This window comes from Roseburia sp. AM51-8 (assembly GCF_003478275.1).
Lineage (GTDB): Bacteria > Bacillota > Clostridia > Lachnospirales > Lachnospiraceae > Pararoseburia > Pararoseburia lenta.
Genome location: NZ_QUEY01000003.1, coordinates 1 through 18,385, shown reverse-complemented (window position 1 = coordinate 18,385; position 18,385 = coordinate 1). Strand labels below are relative to the sequence as shown.

Sequence of the window (18,385 nt, the reverse complement as noted above, 5' to 3'; positions counted from 1 at the left end):
AGGCTCAGAGGAAGAACATCTAAAAGCAGTGGATGCAAGGCTGCCATTTTTCCTGCGCCTCCCGTGGCTGACCTTTTAAGATCAGGGTAGAAACACGCCCGTTGGTCACGGAATGTAAAACCTGCAGTCCCTCCGGGATTGGTGGAAGATCGCCGTCAAAGGCAACCTGCACTTTGGTGACACTGCTCTGTAAATTGTCTAAAGAGCGTTCCAATATGATATGGCCATGGCTTAGGATGCCGATGTGATCGCAGACGTCTTCCAACTCACGCAGATTGTGTGAGGAGACGAGTACGGTCGTTCCACGATCAGCAACTTCGCCCATGATCAGGCTCCAGATCTGTCGGCGCATGACCGGATCCAAGCCATCGACCGGTTCATCCAAAACGAGCAGGGCAGGATGGATGGACAGAGCCAGAACAAATGCCACCTGCTTGATGGTACCCTTGGAAAAAGACCGGATAGGTTTCTTGAGGTTTAACATAGGAAAACACTTGCAGATCTTATAAAAATACTGCTCGTCAAAACTCGGATATAAGCCCTTGTAGTAATGCATCATATCAAGCGTGGTCGCTTGCGAAAAATAAAAGATCTCATCTGGGATGTAGGCAATTTTTTCTTTGATAGACGCATTTTCCCGGATGCTTTCACCGTCAATGAGGATCTCGCCTTCGTCTGGGCGGTAGGCACCGACGATATGACGGATGATAGTGGACTTTCCGGCACCGTTGGGACCGACCAGACCATAGATGGCACCCTTAGGTACATGCATCTGCAAATGGTCGAGGGCTTGTGTGCCATGGAAAGATTTGGAAACATTATTGATCTGAATCATCTTTGCCACCCCCTTTTGCCAGCACTTCAATGCGTTCTTTTAATTGCTCCTTGTCTTCGCTTAAGAAGAGAAGTTCTTTTACGATCTCGTCAAATTTTTTTAGCAATTCGTCATTCCTCCCGGCTGAAATATCTTTTCTGTCTGCGGCAAAACTGCCACGGCCTGTGATCGTGTAGATGTAACCTTCCTGCTCCAATTCACGGAACGCCTTGGCGATGGTGTTGGGATTGATCGCCAACTGGCTTGCAAGTTCGCGCACGGAGGGAAGTTTTTCATCGGTAGCAATCGCTCCGGTGATCACGAGACGCTTTAAGCCATCCTTGATCTGTTCGTAGATGGGCTTGGAGTCCCGATAGTTTAGTTGAATCATAAAAGGAATCACCACCTTTACCATTTCTGAAACTGTATTAGTTGTACTAGTACACTTATAACACGCTTTGCTAGGATATGTCAATAGCCTGTGAAAAATGCATAAAAAAACACTTCACAACATGAATTTGTGAAGTGCCTGTATGTCTTGTATCAGTATGTATATGAACTAGTCTTGCAAAGAAGAAAGATACTCTGTCAGATCTGAGGTATCTACACTGTAATAAGTAGGGGTTTCAGCCTTTTTCTCCTCGTATTTTGTGTGTGCAGAAAATCCTGCCCATACAACGATAGCGACTGCCACAACAATACCGCCTACAGCAAGAAGGATGTGTTCCATCTTTTGCTTTTTGAGGATCTTCTTACGGTTGTGTTTCTGTTCTTTGCGTAAGTCAACTTTTTCCTGGCTCATTCTGTCTTACTCCTTCGATTAATTTCTTCTATAAATATAATCCTTTTTGCGACAAAAGGCAACTTCTTTTGTTGCGCTCCTGGGATAAATTCGCTACAATAAATAATAATATGGCATTGCTATACATTGATTGAAATGATATATGATTTGACATAAAGATGGGAGGAAATGACAAGTGAGTCTAGCAGATCAGATTTTTGTAGATATGTGTAATGATATCATTACGAATGGAATTAGCACCGAAGGAGAGAAGGTGCGCCCGAAATGGGAGGACGGCACCAGCGCTTATACGATCAAGAAGTTTGGCGTGGTCAATCGTTATGACCTATCCAAGGAGTTTCCTGCCATCACCCTGCGCAGAACAGCCATCAAAAGTTGTACCAATGAGATGCTCTGGATCTGGCAGAAAAAGTCCAACAATATCCATGACCTCAAGAGTAGTGTCTGGGATGAATGGGCAGATGAGACAGGCTCAATCGGCAAGGCTTATGGTTATCAGATGGGGGTAAAGCATAAGTATAAAGAAGGTATGATGGATCAGGTAGACCGCGTGATTTATGATCTGAAAAACAATCCTTTTTCACGTCGTATCATGACAAATATTTATGTACATCAGGATCTGTCAGAGATGCATTTATATCCTTGTGCATATTCGATGACATTTAACGTGACGACAAGACCGGGAACAGACAAATTGGTTTTAAATGCAATTTTAAACCAGCGTTCACAGGATGTTTTGGCAGCCAACAACTGGAATGTATGTCAGTATGCCGTGCTTATGCATATGTTGGCACAGGTGTGTGATATGGAAGTGGGAGAACTTGTACATGTGATCGCAGATGCACATATTTACGACAGACATATTCCACTCGTGCAGGAACTGATCACCAGAGAGCAGCATCCGGCACCAAAGTTCTGGCTGAATCCGGAGATCAAGGATTTTTATGCCTTTACCGAGGATGACATCCGTTTAGATGATTATGTTACCGGACCACAGATCAAGAACATACCGATTGCAGTATAAGGAGTAGATATATGAACATCATCGCATCAGCAGACAATAATTGGGCTATTGGCAAGAACAACGAACTTTTGATCCGTATCCCGCAGGATATGAAGCGTTTCCGTCAGATGACAACAGGAAATGTCGTTGTCATGGGACGAAAGACTTTAGAGAGTTTTCCAAATCAGGCACCCCTCAAAGACCGCATCAATATTGTATTGACGGCAAATCCAAATTATGAGGTCAAAGGAGCTGTGATCGTACATTCCATGGACGAATTGCAGGAAGAATTGCAAAAATATAATTCCGAGGATATTTATGTGATCGGTGGAGACAGTATTTACCGGCAGATGCTGGATCTTTGCGATACAGCCTATATCACAAAGATCGATTATGCCTATGAAGCCGACGCACATTTGCCAAATCTGGAAAAAGATCCGGCATGGTCGATGACTGAGGAGAGCGAGGAGCAGACTTACTTTGATGTAATCTACACCTATCAGATATATAAGAGAGGTTGATCATAATATGGACATCACGGGAAGAAAACTATTTGTAAAAGCATTACAGGAAGAAGGCGTAGATACTATTTTTGCTTATCCGGGCGGAATGGTAACCGATATTGTGGATGAGTTGTACAAGCAGGATTCAATCCATGTTGTTTTGCCTCGCCATGAGCAGGCGCTGATCCATGAGGCAGAAGGATACGCTAGAGCAACAGGACGCGTCGGTGTATGTCTGGTGACCAGTGGACCGGGGGCAACCAATACGATTACCGGTATCGCAGATGCACATTACGACAGTATTCCGCTTGTCATCTTTACCGGTCAGGTGCCGCAGAGCCTGATCGGAAACGATGCCTTTCAGGAAGTTGATATAGTTGGTATGACGAGAAGCATTGTAAAATATGGTGTGACCGTGCGTGACCGCAAGGATCTGGGAAGGATCATAAAGATGGCATTTCAGATCGCAAGTTCCGGCAAGCCGGGTCCGGTATTGATCGATATCCCAAAGGATATCCAGACCCAGAACGGACCGGCAGGATATCCGGATCATGTGGATATCCGCGGCTACAAGCCAAATGAGACCGTACATATCGGGCAGTTGAAAAAGGCATACAAGATCTTAAAATCAGCCAAGCAGCCTTTGCTTTTAGCAGGCGGCGGTGTTAATATCTCAGGGGCACAGGAACTTTTGACGACCTTTGCGGAAAAGATGCATATACCGGTTGTCACGACCGTTATGGGCAAGGGAGCCATCCCAACAGACCATCCTTTATATGTGGGGAACAGCGGTATGCATGGCAGATATGCCGCAAATATGGCGGTCAGCGAATGCGATGTTCTCTTCTCGGTTGGCACAAGGTTCAACGACAGGATCACGGGCGATCTGAACGAATTTGCACCAAAGGCAAAGATCGTACATCTGGATATTGATGCATCTTCTATTTCACGAAATGTCGTTGTGGATGTGCCGGTCGTTTCGGATGCCAAGATCGCGCTGGAACGTCTGGTGGAATGGGCAGAAGCCAAGAATACGGACAAGTGGCTGGCGAAGATTGGCATGTGGCAGGAAGAAAATCCGCTGGAAATGCGACGAGACCATGGACTTTCGCCACAGATGATCATGGAAGCCATCAACGATACTTTCCCCCAGGGAATTGTCGTGACGGATGTCGGACAGCACCAGATGTGGGCAACGCAGTATATTACCATGCCGAGAGGCAAGCAGATGATCACTTCCGGTGGTCTCGGAACGATGGGGTTTGGTTTCCCGGCAGCAGTGGGCGCCAAGATCGGAGCACCGGACAAGGATGTTGTCTGTATTACGGGAGACGGCGGCATGCAGATGAACATGCAGGAAATGGCGACCGCTATTTGCGAAAAAGTGCCACTGACCATCTGTATTTTGAATAATAATTATCTGGGCATGGTGCGCCAGATGCAGCAGTTGTTCTATGGCAAGCGTTATGAGATCACCTGTCTGCGCCGACAGATCGGATGTCCGGACGGTTGCAAGGGACCGAATGAAGCGTGCCCGCCATATGTCCCGGATTTTGTGAAATGGGCTGAGAGTTATGGGGCGCATGGACAGCGCGTGACTTCTTTGGAGGAGGCAAAAGCGGCGCTGGCTGAGGCAAAAGAGCGGACAGATGCACCTACGGTGATAGAGTTTATGATTGCAACAGAGGAGATTGTTCTTCCTATGGTAAAGAGCGGTAATCCTATGAGCGAAATGATTTTGAAGTAGGAGGTGTCAGATATGGGAATGAAAAATCGATGGATTGCACTCTATGTAGAAAATCAGGTGGGCGTTCTGGCGAAGGTGTCCGGTCTTTTTTCTGCAAAGTGCTATAACTTACAAAGTCTTACCGTTGGCACGACCGAGCATGAAGATGTCTCGCGCATGACTATCTGTGTTACCAGTGATGACATCACCTTTGAACAGATCAAAAAGCAGTTAAACTGCATGGTGGAAGTCATCAAGGTGATCGATCTGACGCATGTGCCTTTGCACATGAAAGAGATCCTTTATGCCAAGGTCAAGGGGCTTGACAATGAGGGCAAGGAAGAAGTCTTTCGAATCGCGCAGGTCTTCAACGTCAACAATGGCAATGTTAAAGTGGCGGACATCGGCGAGGACAGTGTACTTTTGGAATGTACGCTGACAGACCACAGAAATGACGATCTGATCACACTTTTGAAAAAGCAGTTCAAGAGCAAGGTTGAGATCGTGCGGGGCGGTGCGGTTGCGATCGAGGCAATCTCTACATCCTGCCGATAAAGATGAGGTTTGATATGAAAAAACTTTGGAAAAAGTGTCTGGTTTTTTTCTTGTGTTTTTGCGTGATGTGGAGCGCAGGGGGCATAGGCAATGTCTACGCTAAGTCTCTGGAGGAGATCAGACAGGAACAATTAGAAAACAAAAAGAAAAAGGACGAGGCAGAGAGCCAGAAGAACGATGCACAGAAAGTTGTTGACGATCTTCAGGACGAGGCAGATGATCTTGGCGCGACCTATAACTCATATAACAAGCGTTTGCAGAGCGTCAACCAGGAGATCACGGATACACAAAATGCAATCGAATCTGCCAATGCCAGCATTAGTCAGTTGGAAAAGGAACTGGCTGAGGCAGAGGCGGCAGAGGCTGAACAGTATGAGGGGATGAAGACCCGTATCCAATACATGTATGAGAACGGATCCCAGTCGCTTTTGACCACCCTTCTGGAGAGTGGCTCCATGGTAGAATTTTTGCAGAGAGCCGAGTATGTGTCCTCTATCACTTCCTATGACCGAAAGATGATGAACTCCTATGCAAAGTTGCAGGAGACCATCAAGGAAAAGTCGGCAGCACTTAGTGATAAAAAGACAGAACTTTCTGCCTATAATGATACGCTTTCTGCAAAGCAGGATGAACTTGACGATCTGGTCAATGATGCCGGCAATGCCTACAGTGCCAAGAAGGGCGAGGTGTCAGCGGCACAGATGTCCGTGGAAGAATACAATGCCAAGATCCAAGAGTTCCGGGACAATGAGACAGCATTAGAGGGAGAGGCAGCAGCAGCGCAGGCAGCCCTGGCACAGCAGATCCTGCAGCAGCAACAGCAACAACAGCAGCAAGGGGGAGCTACAGGTGGAGACGGCAGTGATGGATCCGATGCAGGTAATGCAGGAGCTGCGGGCAATACACCGCAGATTCCTACGGAAAATACCGGTGGCTCGATCTCTTATTCGGATGCTGACTTGAAACTGATGGCTGCGATCATCCAGGCAGAAGCCGGAGGCGAGTCCTATGCAGGACAGTTGGCAGTCGGAACCGTTATTATGAACCGAGTCAAGAGTTCCCTGTTCCCGAATACCTTATCGGGGGTCATTTATCAGACCAACCAGTTCCAGCCGGTACGAGACGGGCATCTAGCCCTGATCCTGGAGCGTGGACCGAATGAATCCTGCACCAATGCCGCCAGACAGGTTTTGAATGGCTACCGGTCGGGCGACTGGCTCTTTTTCATGACCAAGAAGTGGGCTGATTATTACGGCATCACGGGATATACTATGATTGGAAATCATGCGTTCTTTAGAAATTGGGGAGCAAATTAGATATTAGATGAAAAGAACCGCCGACAAGGATATGATACCTCCAAAGCAGATTTTGGTTATTTAACCTGTCTACTTTGGAGGTATCATATCCTTGTCGGCGGTTCTTTTTATTTTTTGCCATAATCACATAAAAAAATTAAAGATAAAAATTCTGAAAATTCTGCAAATTATGTCTTGCGCAAACACAATTCAACCCCTGATTTCACCATTACAAATAACTACCCAATTTCCCAAACCCCCATATATTGATAATTTTTTAACAAAGATAAGAAACAGGTCAAAAAAGTATGTGGCGAAAAACTTGTGAATATTCTGACAATTTTATTTTGCAAGCCGCAAGTGTAAAAAAGTTGGCTTGCATGAAGAATAATTTTGTGCTACTATAAGTTCATGCGGAAACGCTGTTTTCTTTTTTTTACTTTCGCTTGTTAAAAAAATAACGAATGGTAAAAAAAGAAAAGCAGCAAATAAGAAATAAAAAGGAGAAAGAACATGGGAAAGAAAGTCGTTTTAGCAGGTGCATGTCGTACTGCAATCGGAAAAATGGGGGGAGCACTCAGCAACACACCAGCAGCAGATCTTGGTGCTATTGTTATTAAGGAAGCATTAAATCGTGCAGGTGTAAAACCAGAGATGGTAGACGAAGTTAAGATGGGATGTGTTATCCAGGCTGCACAGGGGCAGAACGTAGCACGTCAGGCAGCGATCAAGGCAGGACTTCCGATCGAGGTTCCGGCAATCACGATCAACGTTGTTTGCGGATCCGGTCTGAAATGTGTAAATGATGCAGCAACCATGATCATGGCAGGAGAGGCTGATATCGTTGTAGCAGGTGGTATGGAGAATATGTCAATGGCTCCTTACGCTATGACAAAGGCTCGTTTCGGATATCGTATGAACAATGCAACGATCATTGATACTATGGTAAATGATGCTTTGACAGATGCATTCAATCATTATCATATGATGATCACAGCAGAGAACGTTTGTGATAAATATGGCATTACAAGAGAAGAACTTGATGCATTCTCAGCAAACAGCCAGCAGAAATGTGAAAAGGCTATCGCAGAGGGCAAGTTTGATGACGAGATCGTTCCTGTACCGGTTAAGGTTAAGAAGGAAATGGTTGATTTCGTTAAGGATGAAGGTCCAAGACCTGGTACAACACCGGAATCACTTTCTAAGTTGCGTTGCTGCTCAGGTAAGGAAGGCGGACTTGTTACAGCAGGTAATGCTTCCGGTATCAACGATGGTGCAGCAGCAATCGTTGTTATGAGCGAGGAAAAAGCAAAAGAACTTGGTGTTACACCAATGGCTACGTGGGTTGCAGGAGCACTTGGCGGTGTTGCGCCGGAGATCATGGGTGTTGGCCCTGTTGCTTCTACAAAGAAAGTTCTTGCTAAGACAGGACTTACCATTGATGATATGGATCTGATCGAAGCAAACGAAGCATTTGCAGCACAGTCAATCGCAGTTGCAAGAGATCTGAACTTTGATATGAGCAAGGTAAATGTAAACGGTGGTGCGATCGCACTGGGACATCCGGTTGGAGCATCCGGCTGCCGTATCCTTGTTACCCTATTACATGAAATGCAAAAGAGAGATTCTAAGAGAGGTCTTGCTACACTTTGTATCGGTGGTGGCATGGGCTGCTCAACAATCGTTGAAAAATATGAATAAAAATTTTTAAAAGTATATTTTACGGAGGTGCTAACATGAAGGTTGGTGTTATTGGAGCAGGAACAATGGGACAGGGCATTGCAAAGGCATTTGCCCAGGTCGATGGATATGAAGTCGCACTTTGCGATATCAAGCAGGAATGGGCTGAAAGCGGAAAGGCTAAGATCGAAAAAGGCTATGCCCGTCTGGTAGAAAAAGGAAAATTAACACAGGAAGCCGTAGATGCTATCCTTGCTAAGATCACTCCTGGATTAAAGGAAGATCTTTGCAAAGACTGCGATTTGATCGTAGAGGCAGCTTTCGAAGATATGAACGTTAAGAAGACAACATTTGCAGAGTTGGATAAGATCGCAAAGCCGGAATGTATCTTTGCATCAAACACATCCAGTCTTTCTATCACAGAGATCGGCAATGGTCTGACTCGTCCTATGGTTGGTATGCATTTCTTCAACCCGGCAGACCGTATGAAACTGATCGAGGTTATCGCAGGTGTGAACACACCGGCTGAGACTGTAGATGCCATCAAGAAGATCGCAGAGGAGATCGGCAAGACTCCTGTTCAGGTAAATGAAGCAGCAGGATTCGTTGTAAACCGTATCCTGATCCCAATGATCAACGAAGCAGCATTTATCAAGATGGAAGGTGTATCTGATATCGCAGGTATTGATGCCGCTATGAAACTTGGCGCAAATCATCCAATGGGCCCTTTGGAGTTGGGAGATTTCGTTGGTTTGGATATCTGCCTTGCTATCATGGATGTTCTTTATAAGGAAACAGGCGACAGTAAGTATCGTGCATGCCCACTCATCCGCAAGATGGTTCGTGGTGGAAACTTAGGTGTAAAGAGTGGTAAAGGCTTCTATGTTTACAATGCAGACCGTACCAAGACACCGGTAGACGCACAGTAAGATTAGGATTTTAAAGCCCCGTCCATGCAGGCGGGGCACATCATCGAATATTATTTATGAAAGACGGAGGAATGAAGATCATGGATTTCGGTTTAGATAAGAAACATGAAATGGCGCGTACTTTATTTAAAGAGTTCGCTGAGACAGAAGTAAAGCCTCTTGCACAGGAAGTTGACGAGACAGAGCAGTTCCCTGCTGAAACTGTTGCAAAGATGGCAAAGAGTGGATTTATGGGAATCCCGGTACCAAAGGAATACGGCGGACAGGGATGTGATCCTTTGACCTATGTTATGTGTGTAGAGGAATTGTCAAAGGTATGTGCAACCACAGGTGTTATCGTTTCTGCACATACATCACTTTGCATCGACCCGATCATGACATACGGAACCGAAGAACAGAAGCAGAAATATGTAAAGCCTTTGGCAACCGGTGAGAAACTTGGTGCATTTGCTCTTACAGAGCCGGGTGCCGGTACAGATGCACAAGGGGCACAGACAAAGGCTGTTCTTGATGGCGATGAGTGGGTATTAAACGGATCTAAGTGCTTTATCACAAATGGTAAAGTCGCAGACGTTTACATTGTTATCGCTATCACAAGTGTGACAGAAGACAAGAGAGGCAGAAAGAAAAAGAACTTCTCTGCATTTATCGTAGAAAAGGGAGCACCTGGATTCTCCTTCGGAACAAAGGAAAAGAAGATGGGTATCCGCGGTTCATCTACATATGAATTGATCTTTGAAGATTGCAGAATTCCAAAGGACGCATTACTTGGACCGGAAGGCAAGGGCTTCCCGATCGCTATGCATACTCTGGATGGCGGACGTATCGGTATCGCCGCACAGGCTCTTGGTATTGCAGAGGGCGCATTGGATCGTGCGATCGCTTATACAAAGGAAAGAAAGCAGTTTGGTCGTTCTATCGCCCAGCAGCAGAATACACAGTTCAAACTGGCTGATATGGCTACCCGTGTTGAGGCTGCACAGTTTTTGGTTTACAGAGCCGCTATGGCAAAGGCAAACCAGAAGGTTTACTCTGTAGAGGCTGCTAAGGCAAAACTTTTTGCTGCTGAAACAGCAATGGCTGTTACAACCGAGGTTGTTCAACTCTTTGGTGGATATGGTTATATCCGTGAATATGATGTAGAGCGTATGATGAGAGATGCCAAGATCACTGAGATCTATGAAGGAACTTCAGAAGTTCAGCGTATGGTTATCTCTGGTGCATTACTGAAATAGAAATAGGAGGAAATGAATACATGAAAATCGTAGTATGTATTAAACAGGTTCCTGATACAAAGGGCGGCGTAAAGTTCAACCCGGACGGAACACTTGATAGAGCAGCAATGCTTGCCATTATGAACCCGGATGACAAAGCCGGCTTAGAGGCAGCACTTCGAATCAAAGACGAGATCGGTGCAGAAGTTACCGTTCTTACCATGGGTCTTCCAAAGGCAGATGACGTACTTCGTGAGGCATTGGCTATGGGAGCAGACAATGCGATCCTTGTTACAGACAGAGTACTTGGTGGAGCCGATACATGGGCTACATCTACAACCATTGCCGGTGCACTGAGAAACATTGACTATGATCTTATCATCACAGGTCGTCAGGCAATCGATGGTGATACTGCACAGGTTGGACCACAGATTGCAGAGCACTTGGGAATCCCGGTTATCTCCTATGCAGAAGATATCAAGGTAGAAGGAGACTCTGTTATTGTTAAGCGTCAGTATGAAGACAGATACCATATCTTAAAGGCACAGATGCCATGTCTGGTAACCGCCCTTTCTGAATTAAATACACCAAGATATATGACTCCTGGCGGAATCTTCGATGCCTATGACAAAGAAGTTACCGTATGGGGACGTGCAGACTTAAAGGATGTTGATGATTCTGACCTTGGATTAAAGGGATCACCTACCAAGATCGCTAAGGCATCTGACAAGGTACGCAAGGGCGCAGGTGAGAAAGTTACATTAGATCCATCTGAATCCGTATCTTATATCATGGACAAATTAAAAGAGAAACATGTAATCTAATTTGGAAGGAAAACGGTGAATAAAATGGCATTAGAAGAATATAAGGGCGTATTTATTTACGCACAACAGGTAGATAATGAAATTAGTTCCATTGCCTTTGAATTGATCGGAAAGGCAAAAGAACTGGCTGCTGATCTTGGAACAGATGTAACGGCAGTTCTTTTGGGACACAATGTAGGAAATCTCGTTGATTCTTTGGCTGAGTATGGTGCAGACAAGGTAATCGTTGTAGATGATCCGGAACTTGAAACATACAGAACAGAACCATATGCACATGCACTTGCTTCTGTTATCAATGAGTATAAGCCGGAGATCATGTTGGTTGGAGCAACTGCCATCGGACGTGATCTGGGACCTACCGTTTCAGCAAGAGTAAAGACAGGTCTTACCGCAGACTGTACCATGCTTGAGATCGGTGACTTCCCACTTTCTGTTCCGGAAGGAAAAGAGGATACACAAAAGCATGGTCAGTTACTTATGACAAGACCTGCATTTGGTGGAAATACGATCGCAACGATCGCCTGCCCGGACAATCGTCCACAGATGGCAACCGTTCGTCCTGGTGTTATGCAGAAGATCGAGCCGATCAAGGGTGCAAAGGCAGAAGTTATCAATTACAACCCTGGATTTACCAAGAACAACAAGTATGTTGAGATCCAGGATATCGTAAAGGCAGTTGGAACCGTTGAAAATATCATGGATGCCAAGATCTTAGTATCCGGCGGACGTGGTGTTGGCAGTGCTGAGAACTTCCAGATGTTAAAGGATCTGGCAGATGTTCTTGGTGGTATGGTATCCTGCTCACGTGCTGTTGTTGAAAATGGCTGGTTGGCACAGGATTATCAGGTAGGACAGACAGGAAAGACAGTTCGTCCGAATGTATATTTCGCAATCGGTATTTCCGGAGCAATCCAGCATGTTGCCGGCATGGAAGAATCTGACATCATTATTGCGATCAATAAGGATGCAGATGCACCGATCTTTGATGTTGCTGACTATGGTATTGTCGGTGATCTCAAGAAGATCGTACCAGCGCTGACAGAGGCTTTAAAGGCTGAGTTAGCATAATAATTGCTTTCCCATCATTTCTTATTTTCAAAAGACGAGTCGATCATGCGATCGGCTCGTTTTTGCGTCGGAGAAGGTGCCCGTGCACACTTACCCGGCTTTGCACTTTCCGAGGAACACATTTGTATATTTCGGGTAAATTCAGTACAATATAGGTGTTGATAATAATAGGGGGATAAATGAGATGGGTGGTAAAATTACAGAAATCGATACAGTCTCATTGGATGAGGCAAACAAGGCTCTCGTGATCATTGATCAGACCAAGTTGCCGGGGCAGATCCAGATGCTTTCGCTGACAAAGGCAAAGGAGATCTGGGATGCTATTTATCTTTTACAGGTCAGAGGGGCACCGGCGATCGGTGTTGCGGCAGCCATTGGTATGTATGTCTTAGCGTCGCGTTATGAGGTGGATGACTATGATGCATTTTATGCTGCATTTTGTCGGGACAAGGAATATCTTGATTCATCCAGACCGACAGCAGTCAATCTATCCTGGGCACTAAAGCGTATGGAAGGTGTGGTGACAGCCCATGCAAATGAGGATATTCCTGCCATCGTTGACGCATTGCATCAGGAGGCAATGGTCATTCGCGACGAGGACATTGCCGTATGTCACAAGATTGGTGAATATGGTATGGAACTGATTTCGCCGGGCGATGGCATCCTGACACACTGTAATGCAGGAAAACTTGCTGCAGTACGTTATGGTACGGCAACTGCACCGATTTATCTGGCAGAAGAAAATGATTATCATTTGCATGTATTTTGCGATGAAACAAGACCTCTTTTACAAGGGGCACGATTGACTGCATTTGAATTGCAGGAATCTGGTGTGGATACAACACTGATTTGTGATAATATGTCAGCAATGGTTATGAAAAACGGCTGGGTGAATGCTGTATTTGTAGGGTGTGATCGTGTCGCTGCCAACGGTGACACAGCAAATAAAATTGGTACATCTGTTGTTGCCGCTGTGGCTAAGCAGTACAATGTTCCGGTATATATTTGTGCACCGACATCTACGATTGATATGGCAACCGCCACGGGAGATGATATTGTCATTGAGGAACGTAAACCGGAAGAAATTGCAGAAATGTGGTATGAAAAGCGCATGGCACCGGAAAATGTTAAAATCTTTAATCCGGCATTCGATGTGACAGACCATGAATTGATTGCAGGCATTGTGACAGAATATGGGGTTGCACGAACTCCGTATACAGAGTCTTTAAAAGCAATTATGGATAATAAGCAAAAACGCGTATAAAAGGGAGGAAATTAGTATTATGGCAGAAGAAAAGAAAGGATGCGCTAGTGCATCTACTTGTTCAAAAGAAAGTTGTGCCGGCTGTGCATCAGCAAACAAAAAAAATCCATTTGAGGTAGAAACAAACCCAAATGCACGTATTAAACATGTGATTGGTATTGTCAGTGGTAAAGGTGGCGTAGGTAAATCTTTTGTGACATCTTCACTGGCATCTATGATGGCAAAAGCTGGATATAAGGTAGGAATTTTGGATGCAGATATCACAGGTCCATCAATTCCAAAGATGTTTGGTGTACACGGCCCGGCCATTGGTGATGATAATGGTACATTCCCAATTGAAGCAGAAGATGGAACAAAGATTATGTCTATTAATCTTCTTTTAGAGGATGAAGAACAGCCGGTAATCTGGAGAGGACCTGTTATTGCAGGTGCAGTAAAGCAGTTCTGGACAGATGTACAGTGGGGCGATGTGGATTATTTGTTTGTTGATATGCCACCTGGAACAGGTGATGTTCCACTTACGGTATTCCAGTCACTTCCGGTAGATGGTATTGTGATTGTGACATCTCCACAGGAATTGGTACAGATGATCGTAAAGAAAGCTTATAACATGGCAGGAATGATGGACGTTCCGGTACTTGGTGTTGTTGAAAACTACAGTTATGTAAAATGTCCAAACTGCGATGAAGAGATTCATATTTATGGCGATAGTCATATTGAGGATGTCGCAAAAGAACTCGGTATTTCCGTTCTCGGTAAACTTCCAATGGATCAGAAATTTGCCAAGGCAGCAGACGCAGGTGAAATCTATGCAGTAGAGAATGACTATCTTACAGAGGCAAAGACAGTTCTGGAGAAATTGTAGCAAAGAATAAGGAGATCATAGTATGATACTGGGCAAAGAGATCTTCCTTGCTCATGGTCTCCGGATGTAGGAACCAGGATTTGGAAAGTTGGATGATTCCACCAGCGCAATAATTATAAATCACGTAACGGTGCACGGGAAGTGCACCGTTTTTTCTTCAAAAACAGTCAGACTGCCCTCTAAGTTGGACTGGATATCTTCCGTCAGCATAGGCATGAGGGTGGAAAAAAGATGGCTGGATACATTGTTGGGCGAAAAATGCTGGTCTTCGATAAAGGTAATAAATTTTAAGAACATATTTGTACTCAGATCAACAATGTTCTCCGCCTGATGGTGTTCTGTGGAAAGGTTGAGATCGCCGAGGACGGCAGTGTAAAGGGTATCGCAGATGCTCCACATTACAAGCCGATGGAGATCCAGGGAAACTTGCAGGAGATTGCATAGGCAATAGAAACTATCGTAGAAAAACATGCTGAGGAGAGGTGGACATGGAGAAGAAAGAAACGAATGTGATGTTGAAAATTGCCAACATCATCGTAGATAAGAGAAATCTTATTTTTCTAGTCCCTATTTACATTTGTGTGTCTGATGTATCAACAGTATAATTATACATTTCACGAATTGCGTATGTAATTAGAAAGTCAAGTAGTCCAAATTCCATAAAATGAAATTTTAGGGCAAATTACAGACATTGGCTTGGCTGTAGTATTTTTAAACAACGTGTGTTAGACTGCTGTTATACAAATCGAAATTTGTGGAGAGATTTCTTGAACTTTCCTTATTTTACGGGCTTTCCAGCCCCTTAAATAGTGAAATGATATGTATTTTCCCTTATTTTTGCCCTTATGCGGAATCAGCAAGGGAAATAAGGGAATTTTTTATTTAGTCGTTGCCTGCCACTTTATCAAGAAGTCTGGCGGAGTTCCGCTTTGCCTTTCTTGTAGAGTGGGCGTAGACATTCATTGTGGTACTGACATCAGAGTGTCCTAACAGTTCCTGCACATCTTTTGGGGCAGCTCCGTTTGAGAGGAGGTTGCTTGTGTAGGTGTGTCGCAACTGGTGGAAATGGAAATTCTCAAATCCGTCCAGTCGTTTCGCAACTGACCGGCAGGCAATGCTGAGTGTGCTTGGAAGTTCCAGACATCCGTCTGGTCTCAAGCAGACAAAGGAGATTTCCTTGTAATCTGCCGGGATTTCTTCGGTTCCGTCCAGATGATAATATTCATAATACACTCTGTTTTTGTCCTGTACTTCCTTGTAGAAATTGCGGTGGTAAAGTTCACCATACTGCATCCGGCTTTTAAGCTGTTCTTTTCTGGCGGTTTTCAGTATTTCGGTCAGAGTATTGCCAAAATCAACAATCCTTACTTTCTTTCGCTTGGTTGGTCCGATGATGTTTTTATGTTTTGTGCCATCATAGCGGATACTTCTTTTAATGGTCAGGCATTGTTCTTCAAGATTGATGTCCTGCCATGTCAATCCGCAAACTTCACCGATACGAAGTCCCGCATAGTATGCGATCTGGATTGGCAGGATTGCAGGTGGATTCTTTACTTTGAGGTATTCTATCAGTCTCTCATAATCTTCATGGGAAATAGGCTGTATGCCTTCTTCTACCTCATCATCTGAGAATAAATCCACATCCTCTGCCTGTTTTTTCAGCTTAATATACTGCATAGGATTAAAAGTAATCAACTGTTTTGGAAATACTGCAAACCGGAAAGCCTGCTGTAATACTGCTGAAAAGGAATGGATGTAATCTTTACTGTATCCTTTTCTCACTTTTCCATCTGGAAATTCCCCACCGAATGTAAGCAGATCGAGAAATGTCTGTAAATGTTCAGCAGTAACGGTTTTTAATTTGCGTTCTGCAATCGGATGTTTCTGGATACAACGGATTGCACCAAGATAATTTTCCACTGTACCATTGCTGAGTGTTCCGACTTTCAGTTCTTCTTCCGCCCACATATCAAGAAGTTCTCCTACAGTAAGATTATCTGTCTTTGCGACAAATTTCTTGCTTTCGTAATCATCCATTGCCTGACGGAGCATTTTTTCCGTTTCACTTTTACTTTCTGTTCCAGCGTATTCTTTCTGAACCAGATTGCCGCTTGCATCTTCTACATAGAAGCGGTAGTACCATTTCTTTCCTTTTTTTCTTACAGATCCTTTTGCCATAATTGTATGTCTCCTTTCGACATCGGACAATCGGAACTGATGAAATGCTTCTTGCGTGTAAGTATATCATAACTCCGATTATCTTACTATACCGATTCAGAATCCTCATACAAAACTTCTGATAAAAGATTTGCAAGCCTTTGTTCTGCCATTTCTGGTTTCTTGGAATAGAGCCTTACAATATCTGCCATGTCATTAAAGGCATTAACAGTATGGGTGATCTCCCGGAGAAACATAATTTCATTATATTCATCATTCGATTCAAACCCCATTACTTTTGCAATATCAGCTTCATTCGTGTTGCCCTTGTAATTCTTGCAGGCAAACTGGAATGATTCCAGAAACAGGTTATATTGCTTTAACATCAACAGCAGTAAATCTTTGGAAAAAGCATCTTCCTTTTTACTAAGGTCGAGAGGTAACTGTTTGAGAATATCGCCCATTGCATCACGAATCTGTAATTCTTTCTTATCCGTAATATCGGTTTCGTATTCATCGGTTTCCCCTCTGAGCCATTCAATAGATACATGAAGTGCTTCCGAAAGACCTTCCAGCACCATCTTTTTGGTATTGTCAATCGAACCATTCTCATAACGCAGGATGGTGGAAGCTGTAACTCCCATCTTCTCTGCAACATAAGGCTGTGTCAGATTTAATTCCAGACGACGCTGTTTTGCCCTGCTGCCTATCAGCTTGCGTGGTTCTTTATCTTTCATGCTGATTGCCTCCTTTTTCGGTATGTATGAATTATAGCATGTACCTTACATAATTGCAATATGCAACATAATAATTATTTTTAAAATTTCATAATGCTTGACAACACGACATAAAACCGTTATACTAACAGCACAATAAAATTGCATAATGCAATTTGCAAGGAGGTGACGAGATGACGGAAAGAAAGATTGCATTATCCATCGAGGAAGCAGCCGACTATACAGGGATTGGCAGAAACACTTTGAGAAAGCTGGTTGAATGGAAGAAACTTCCGGTATTAAAGGTTGGAAGAAAAGTCCTTATTAAAACTGACATTCTGGAAATGTTCATGGAAGCCAACGAGGGGTGTGACCTGAGGGATAAAGGGAATGTAAAAGCTGTCACAAGAAATGTGACAATTTAAAAAAGGCGGCTTCTTGCGAAACCGCCAAAGGTTCTATCAGACCGAAGCCATGATATACCTACACGCAAGAGGATTATACCATGTGCTTCTCCTGATATGCAACCGGGAACTAATGTTTATCAGAAAAAAGAGAGGATGAAGACGATATGGCGAAATCAACAAAGACTTATGAAGAAAGAATACTTGCATTAGAGAAAAAGGAACAGGAAAGCATCGAAGCTACCAAAAAGCTCATTGCACAGCGAAAGGAACTGGAAAAACGAAAGAAAGCCGAGGAAAGTAAAAAACGAACCCACAGGCTCTGTCAGATTGGCGGTGCGGTGGAATCGGTTCTTGGCTGTCCGATTGAGGAGGAAGATTTACCAAAACTGATCGGCTTCTTAAAAAGGCAGGAAACAAACGGGAAGTTTTTCTCAAAAGCGATGCAGAAAGAACCAGTTACAGACATGGAGGAAGTGTAATGGCGGAGGGAGTGGGGTTTCCATTCCCTTCATTGCCTTTGAATGAAGGGCGCACTTATGGACAACCAGAGGTCGTCCTTATAA

20 protein-coding genes are annotated in these 18,385 nt (G+C 44.2%); 14 read left to right on the top strand and 6 right to left on the bottom strand.

Annotated features, from left to right (window positions below; genetic code table 11):
* Positions 1-19: 19 nt before the first annotated feature.
* From DW996_RS07040 to DW996_RS07030, 3 genes are all read right to left on the bottom strand, one after another.
* Entirely contained in the window at positions 20-835 is an 816-nt protein-coding gene (locus DW996_RS07040; RefSeq protein WP_330428822.1) for an ABC transporter ATP-binding protein, read from the bottom strand.
* Positions 819-1,205: a GntR family transcriptional regulator gene (locus DW996_RS07035; RefSeq protein WP_118281770.1), complete on the bottom strand. Its 387-nt coding sequence runs from the start codon at positions 1,203-1,205 to the stop codon at positions 819-821. Before DW996_RS07035 ends, DW996_RS07040 begins: the two co-directional genes overlap by 17 nt.
* A 168-nt stretch (positions 1,206-1,373) precedes the next feature.
* Positions 1,374-1,616, bottom strand: coding sequence for a hypothetical protein (locus tag DW996_RS07030; protein WP_118281771.1), 243 nt, complete (start codon positions 1,614-1,616; stop codon positions 1,374-1,376).
* Positions 1,617-1,791: 175 nt separating this feature from the next.
* On the opposite strand from DW996_RS07030, the gene thyA reads away from it, so the two are divergent.
* The 12 genes from thyA to DW996_RS06965 all read left to right on the top strand — a co-directional run bounded on the left by thyA (position 1,792) and on the right by DW996_RS06965 (position 14,542).
* A complete protein-coding gene (gene thyA, locus DW996_RS07025) occupies positions 1,792-2,640 on the top strand; it encodes a thymidylate synthase (protein WP_118281772.1) in 849 nt (282 codons plus the stop codon).
* Positions 2,641-2,651: 11 nt separating this feature from the next.
* A complete protein-coding gene (locus DW996_RS07020; RefSeq protein WP_118281773.1) occupies positions 2,652-3,140 on the top strand; it encodes a dihydrofolate reductase in 489 nt (162 codons plus the stop codon).
* Positions 3,141-3,147: 7 nt separating this feature from the next.
* The gene (gene ilvB, locus DW996_RS07015) at positions 3,148-4,869 is read left to right on the top strand and encodes a biosynthetic-type acetolactate synthase large subunit (RefSeq protein ID WP_118535262.1); all 1,722 of its coding nucleotides are present in this window, start codon (positions 3,148-3,150) and stop codon (positions 4,867-4,869) included.
* Positions 4,870-4,887: 18 nt separating this feature from the next.
* Positions 4,888-5,403, top strand: a complete 516-nt coding sequence (gene ilvN / locus DW996_RS07010) for an acetolactate synthase small subunit (RefSeq protein WP_118281885.1) — start codon at positions 4,888-4,890, stop codon at positions 5,401-5,403.
* 14 nt (positions 5,404-5,417) lie between these two features.
* On the top strand, positions 5,418-6,719 hold the full coding sequence (locus tag DW996_RS07005; RefSeq protein WP_158575249.1) for a cell wall hydrolase: 1,302 nt from the start codon (positions 5,418-5,420) through the stop codon (positions 6,717-6,719).
* Between the two features lie 492 nt (positions 6,720-7,211).
* The gene (locus tag DW996_RS06995) at positions 7,212-8,399 is read left to right on the top strand and encodes an acetyl-CoA C-acetyltransferase (protein ID WP_118281779.1); all 1,188 of its coding nucleotides are present in this window, start codon (positions 7,212-7,214) and stop codon (positions 8,397-8,399) included.
* A gap of 35 nt (positions 8,400-8,434) precedes the next feature.
* A complete protein-coding gene (locus tag DW996_RS06990; protein WP_118535259.1) occupies positions 8,435-9,307 on the top strand; it encodes a 3-hydroxyacyl-CoA dehydrogenase family protein in 873 nt (290 codons plus the stop codon).
* Between the two features lie 80 nt (positions 9,308-9,387).
* Positions 9,388-10,542 (top strand): acyl-CoA dehydrogenase, encoded by a 1,155-nt coding sequence (locus DW996_RS06985; protein WP_118281887.1) that lies wholly within the window; start codon positions 9,388-9,390, stop codon positions 10,540-10,542.
* A 20-nt stretch (positions 10,543-10,562) separates the two neighbouring features.
* The gene (locus DW996_RS06980; RefSeq protein ID WP_118281781.1) at positions 10,563-11,345 is read left to right on the top strand and encodes an electron transfer flavoprotein subunit beta/FixA family protein; all 783 of its coding nucleotides are present in this window, start codon (positions 10,563-10,565) and stop codon (positions 11,343-11,345) included.
* Between the two features lie 24 nt (positions 11,346-11,369).
* Complete coding sequence (locus DW996_RS06975; RefSeq protein ID WP_118281782.1) at positions 11,370-12,413, top strand: electron transfer flavoprotein subunit alpha/FixB family protein; 1,044 nt, start codon at positions 11,370-11,372, stop codon at positions 12,411-12,413.
* 184 nt (positions 12,414-12,597) lie between these two features.
* Complete coding sequence (mtnA, locus tag DW996_RS06970) at positions 12,598-13,677, top strand: S-methyl-5-thioribose-1-phosphate isomerase (protein ID WP_118535258.1); 1,080 nt, start codon at positions 12,598-12,600, stop codon at positions 13,675-13,677.
* Between the two features lie 19 nt (positions 13,678-13,696).
* The gene (locus DW996_RS06965) at positions 13,697-14,542 is read left to right on the top strand and encodes an Mrp/NBP35 family ATP-binding protein (RefSeq protein ID WP_118535257.1); all 846 of its coding nucleotides are present in this window, start codon (positions 13,697-13,699) and stop codon (positions 14,540-14,542) included.
* Positions 14,543-14,662: 120 nt separating this feature from the next.
* Here the strand turns inward: DW996_RS06965 and DW996_RS12995 are convergent, their stop codons facing one another.
* The 3 genes from DW996_RS12995 to DW996_RS06955 all read right to left on the bottom strand — a co-directional run bounded on the left by DW996_RS12995 (position 14,663) and on the right by DW996_RS06955 (position 17,436).
* Positions 14,663-14,839: a hypothetical protein gene (locus tag DW996_RS12995; protein ID WP_158575247.1), complete on the bottom strand. Its 177-nt coding sequence runs from the start codon at positions 14,837-14,839 to the stop codon at positions 14,663-14,665.
* Between the two features lie 585 nt (positions 14,840-15,424).
* Positions 15,425-16,720: a tyrosine-type recombinase/integrase gene (locus tag DW996_RS06960; RefSeq protein WP_118326635.1), complete on the bottom strand. Its 1,296-nt coding sequence runs from the start codon at positions 16,718-16,720 to the stop codon at positions 15,425-15,427.
* Between the two features lie 86 nt (positions 16,721-16,806).
* On the bottom strand, positions 16,807-17,436 hold the full coding sequence (locus DW996_RS06955) for a helix-turn-helix domain-containing protein (RefSeq protein WP_118535256.1): 630 nt from the start codon (positions 17,434-17,436) through the stop codon (positions 16,807-16,809).
* Positions 17,437-17,609: 173 nt separating this feature from the next.
* On the opposite strand from DW996_RS06955, the gene DW996_RS06950 reads away from it, so the two are divergent.
* Positions 17,610-17,840 carry a helix-turn-helix domain-containing protein gene (locus DW996_RS06950; protein ID WP_118327424.1) on the top strand — a complete coding sequence of 77 codons (231 nt, stop codon included), beginning with the start codon at positions 17,610-17,612 and terminating at the stop codon, positions 17,838-17,840.
* A gap of 146 nt (positions 17,841-17,986) precedes the next feature.
* Positions 17,987-18,301, top strand: a complete 315-nt coding sequence (locus DW996_RS06945; RefSeq protein WP_118327425.1) for a relaxasome subunit MobC — start codon at positions 17,987-17,989, stop codon at positions 18,299-18,301.
* Positions 18,302-18,385: the final 84 nt, after the last annotated feature.

Bases quoted from the DNA above. Each gene is read 5' to 3' on its own strand.
- DW996_RS07030 (WP_118281771.1), bottom strand. From the start codon at position 1,616: ATGAGCCAGGAAAAAGTTGACTTACGCAAAGAACAGAAACACAACCGT.
- DW996_RS07020 (WP_118281773.1), top strand. From the start codon at position 2,652: ATGAACATCATCGCATCAGCAGACAATAATTGGGCTATTGGCAAGAAC.
- DW996_RS06985 (WP_118281887.1), top strand. From the start codon at position 9,388: ATGGATTTCGGTTTAGATAAGAAACATGAAATGGCGCGTACTTTATTT.
- DW996_RS06965 (WP_118535257.1), top strand. From the start codon at position 13,697: ATGGCAGAAGAAAAGAAAGGATGCGCTAGTGCATCTACTTGTTCAAAA.
- DW996_RS06955 (WP_118535256.1), bottom strand. From the start codon at position 17,436: ATGAAAGATAAAGAACCACGCAAGCTGATAGGCAGCAGGGCAAAACAG.
- DW996_RS06950 (WP_118327424.1), top strand. From the start codon at position 17,610: ATGACGGAAAGAAAGATTGCATTATCCATCGAGGAAGCAGCCGACTAT.
- ilvN (WP_118281885.1), top strand. From the start codon at position 4,888: ATGAAAAATCGATGGATTGCACTCTATGTAGAAAATCAGGTGGGCGTT.
- DW996_RS12995 (WP_158575247.1), bottom strand. From the start codon at position 14,839: ATGTTCTTAAAATTTATTACCTTTATCGAAGACCAGCATTTTTCGCCC.
- mtnA (WP_118535258.1), top strand. From the start codon at position 12,598: ATGGGTGGTAAAATTACAGAAATCGATACAGTCTCATTGGATGAGGCA.
- DW996_RS06975 (WP_118281782.1), top strand. From the start codon at position 11,370: ATGGCATTAGAAGAATATAAGGGCGTATTTATTTACGCACAACAGGTA.
- ilvB (WP_118535262.1), top strand. From the start codon at position 3,148: ATGGACATCACGGGAAGAAAACTATTTGTAAAAGCATTACAGGAAGAA.
- DW996_RS06980 (WP_118281781.1), top strand. From the start codon at position 10,563: ATGAAAATCGTAGTATGTATTAAACAGGTTCCTGATACAAAGGGCGGC.
- DW996_RS06945 (WP_118327425.1), top strand. From the start codon at position 17,987: ATGGCGAAATCAACAAAGACTTATGAAGAAAGAATACTTGCATTAGAG.
- DW996_RS06990 (WP_118535259.1), top strand. From the start codon at position 8,435: ATGAAGGTTGGTGTTATTGGAGCAGGAACAATGGGACAGGGCATTGCA.
- DW996_RS06960 (WP_118326635.1), bottom strand. From the start codon at position 16,720: ATGGCAAAAGGATCTGTAAGAAAAAAAGGAAAGAAATGGTACTACCGC.
- DW996_RS07035 (WP_118281770.1), bottom strand. From the start codon at position 1,205: ATGATTCAACTAAACTATCGGGACTCCAAGCCCATCTACGAACAGATC.
- DW996_RS07005 (WP_158575249.1), top strand. From the start codon at position 5,418: ATGAAAAAACTTTGGAAAAAGTGTCTGGTTTTTTTCTTGTGTTTTTGC.
- DW996_RS06995 (WP_118281779.1), top strand. From the start codon at position 7,212: ATGGGAAAGAAAGTCGTTTTAGCAGGTGCATGTCGTACTGCAATCGGA.
- DW996_RS07040 (WP_330428822.1), bottom strand. From the start codon at position 835: ATGATTCAGATCAATAATGTTTCCAAATCTTTCCATGGCACACAAGCC.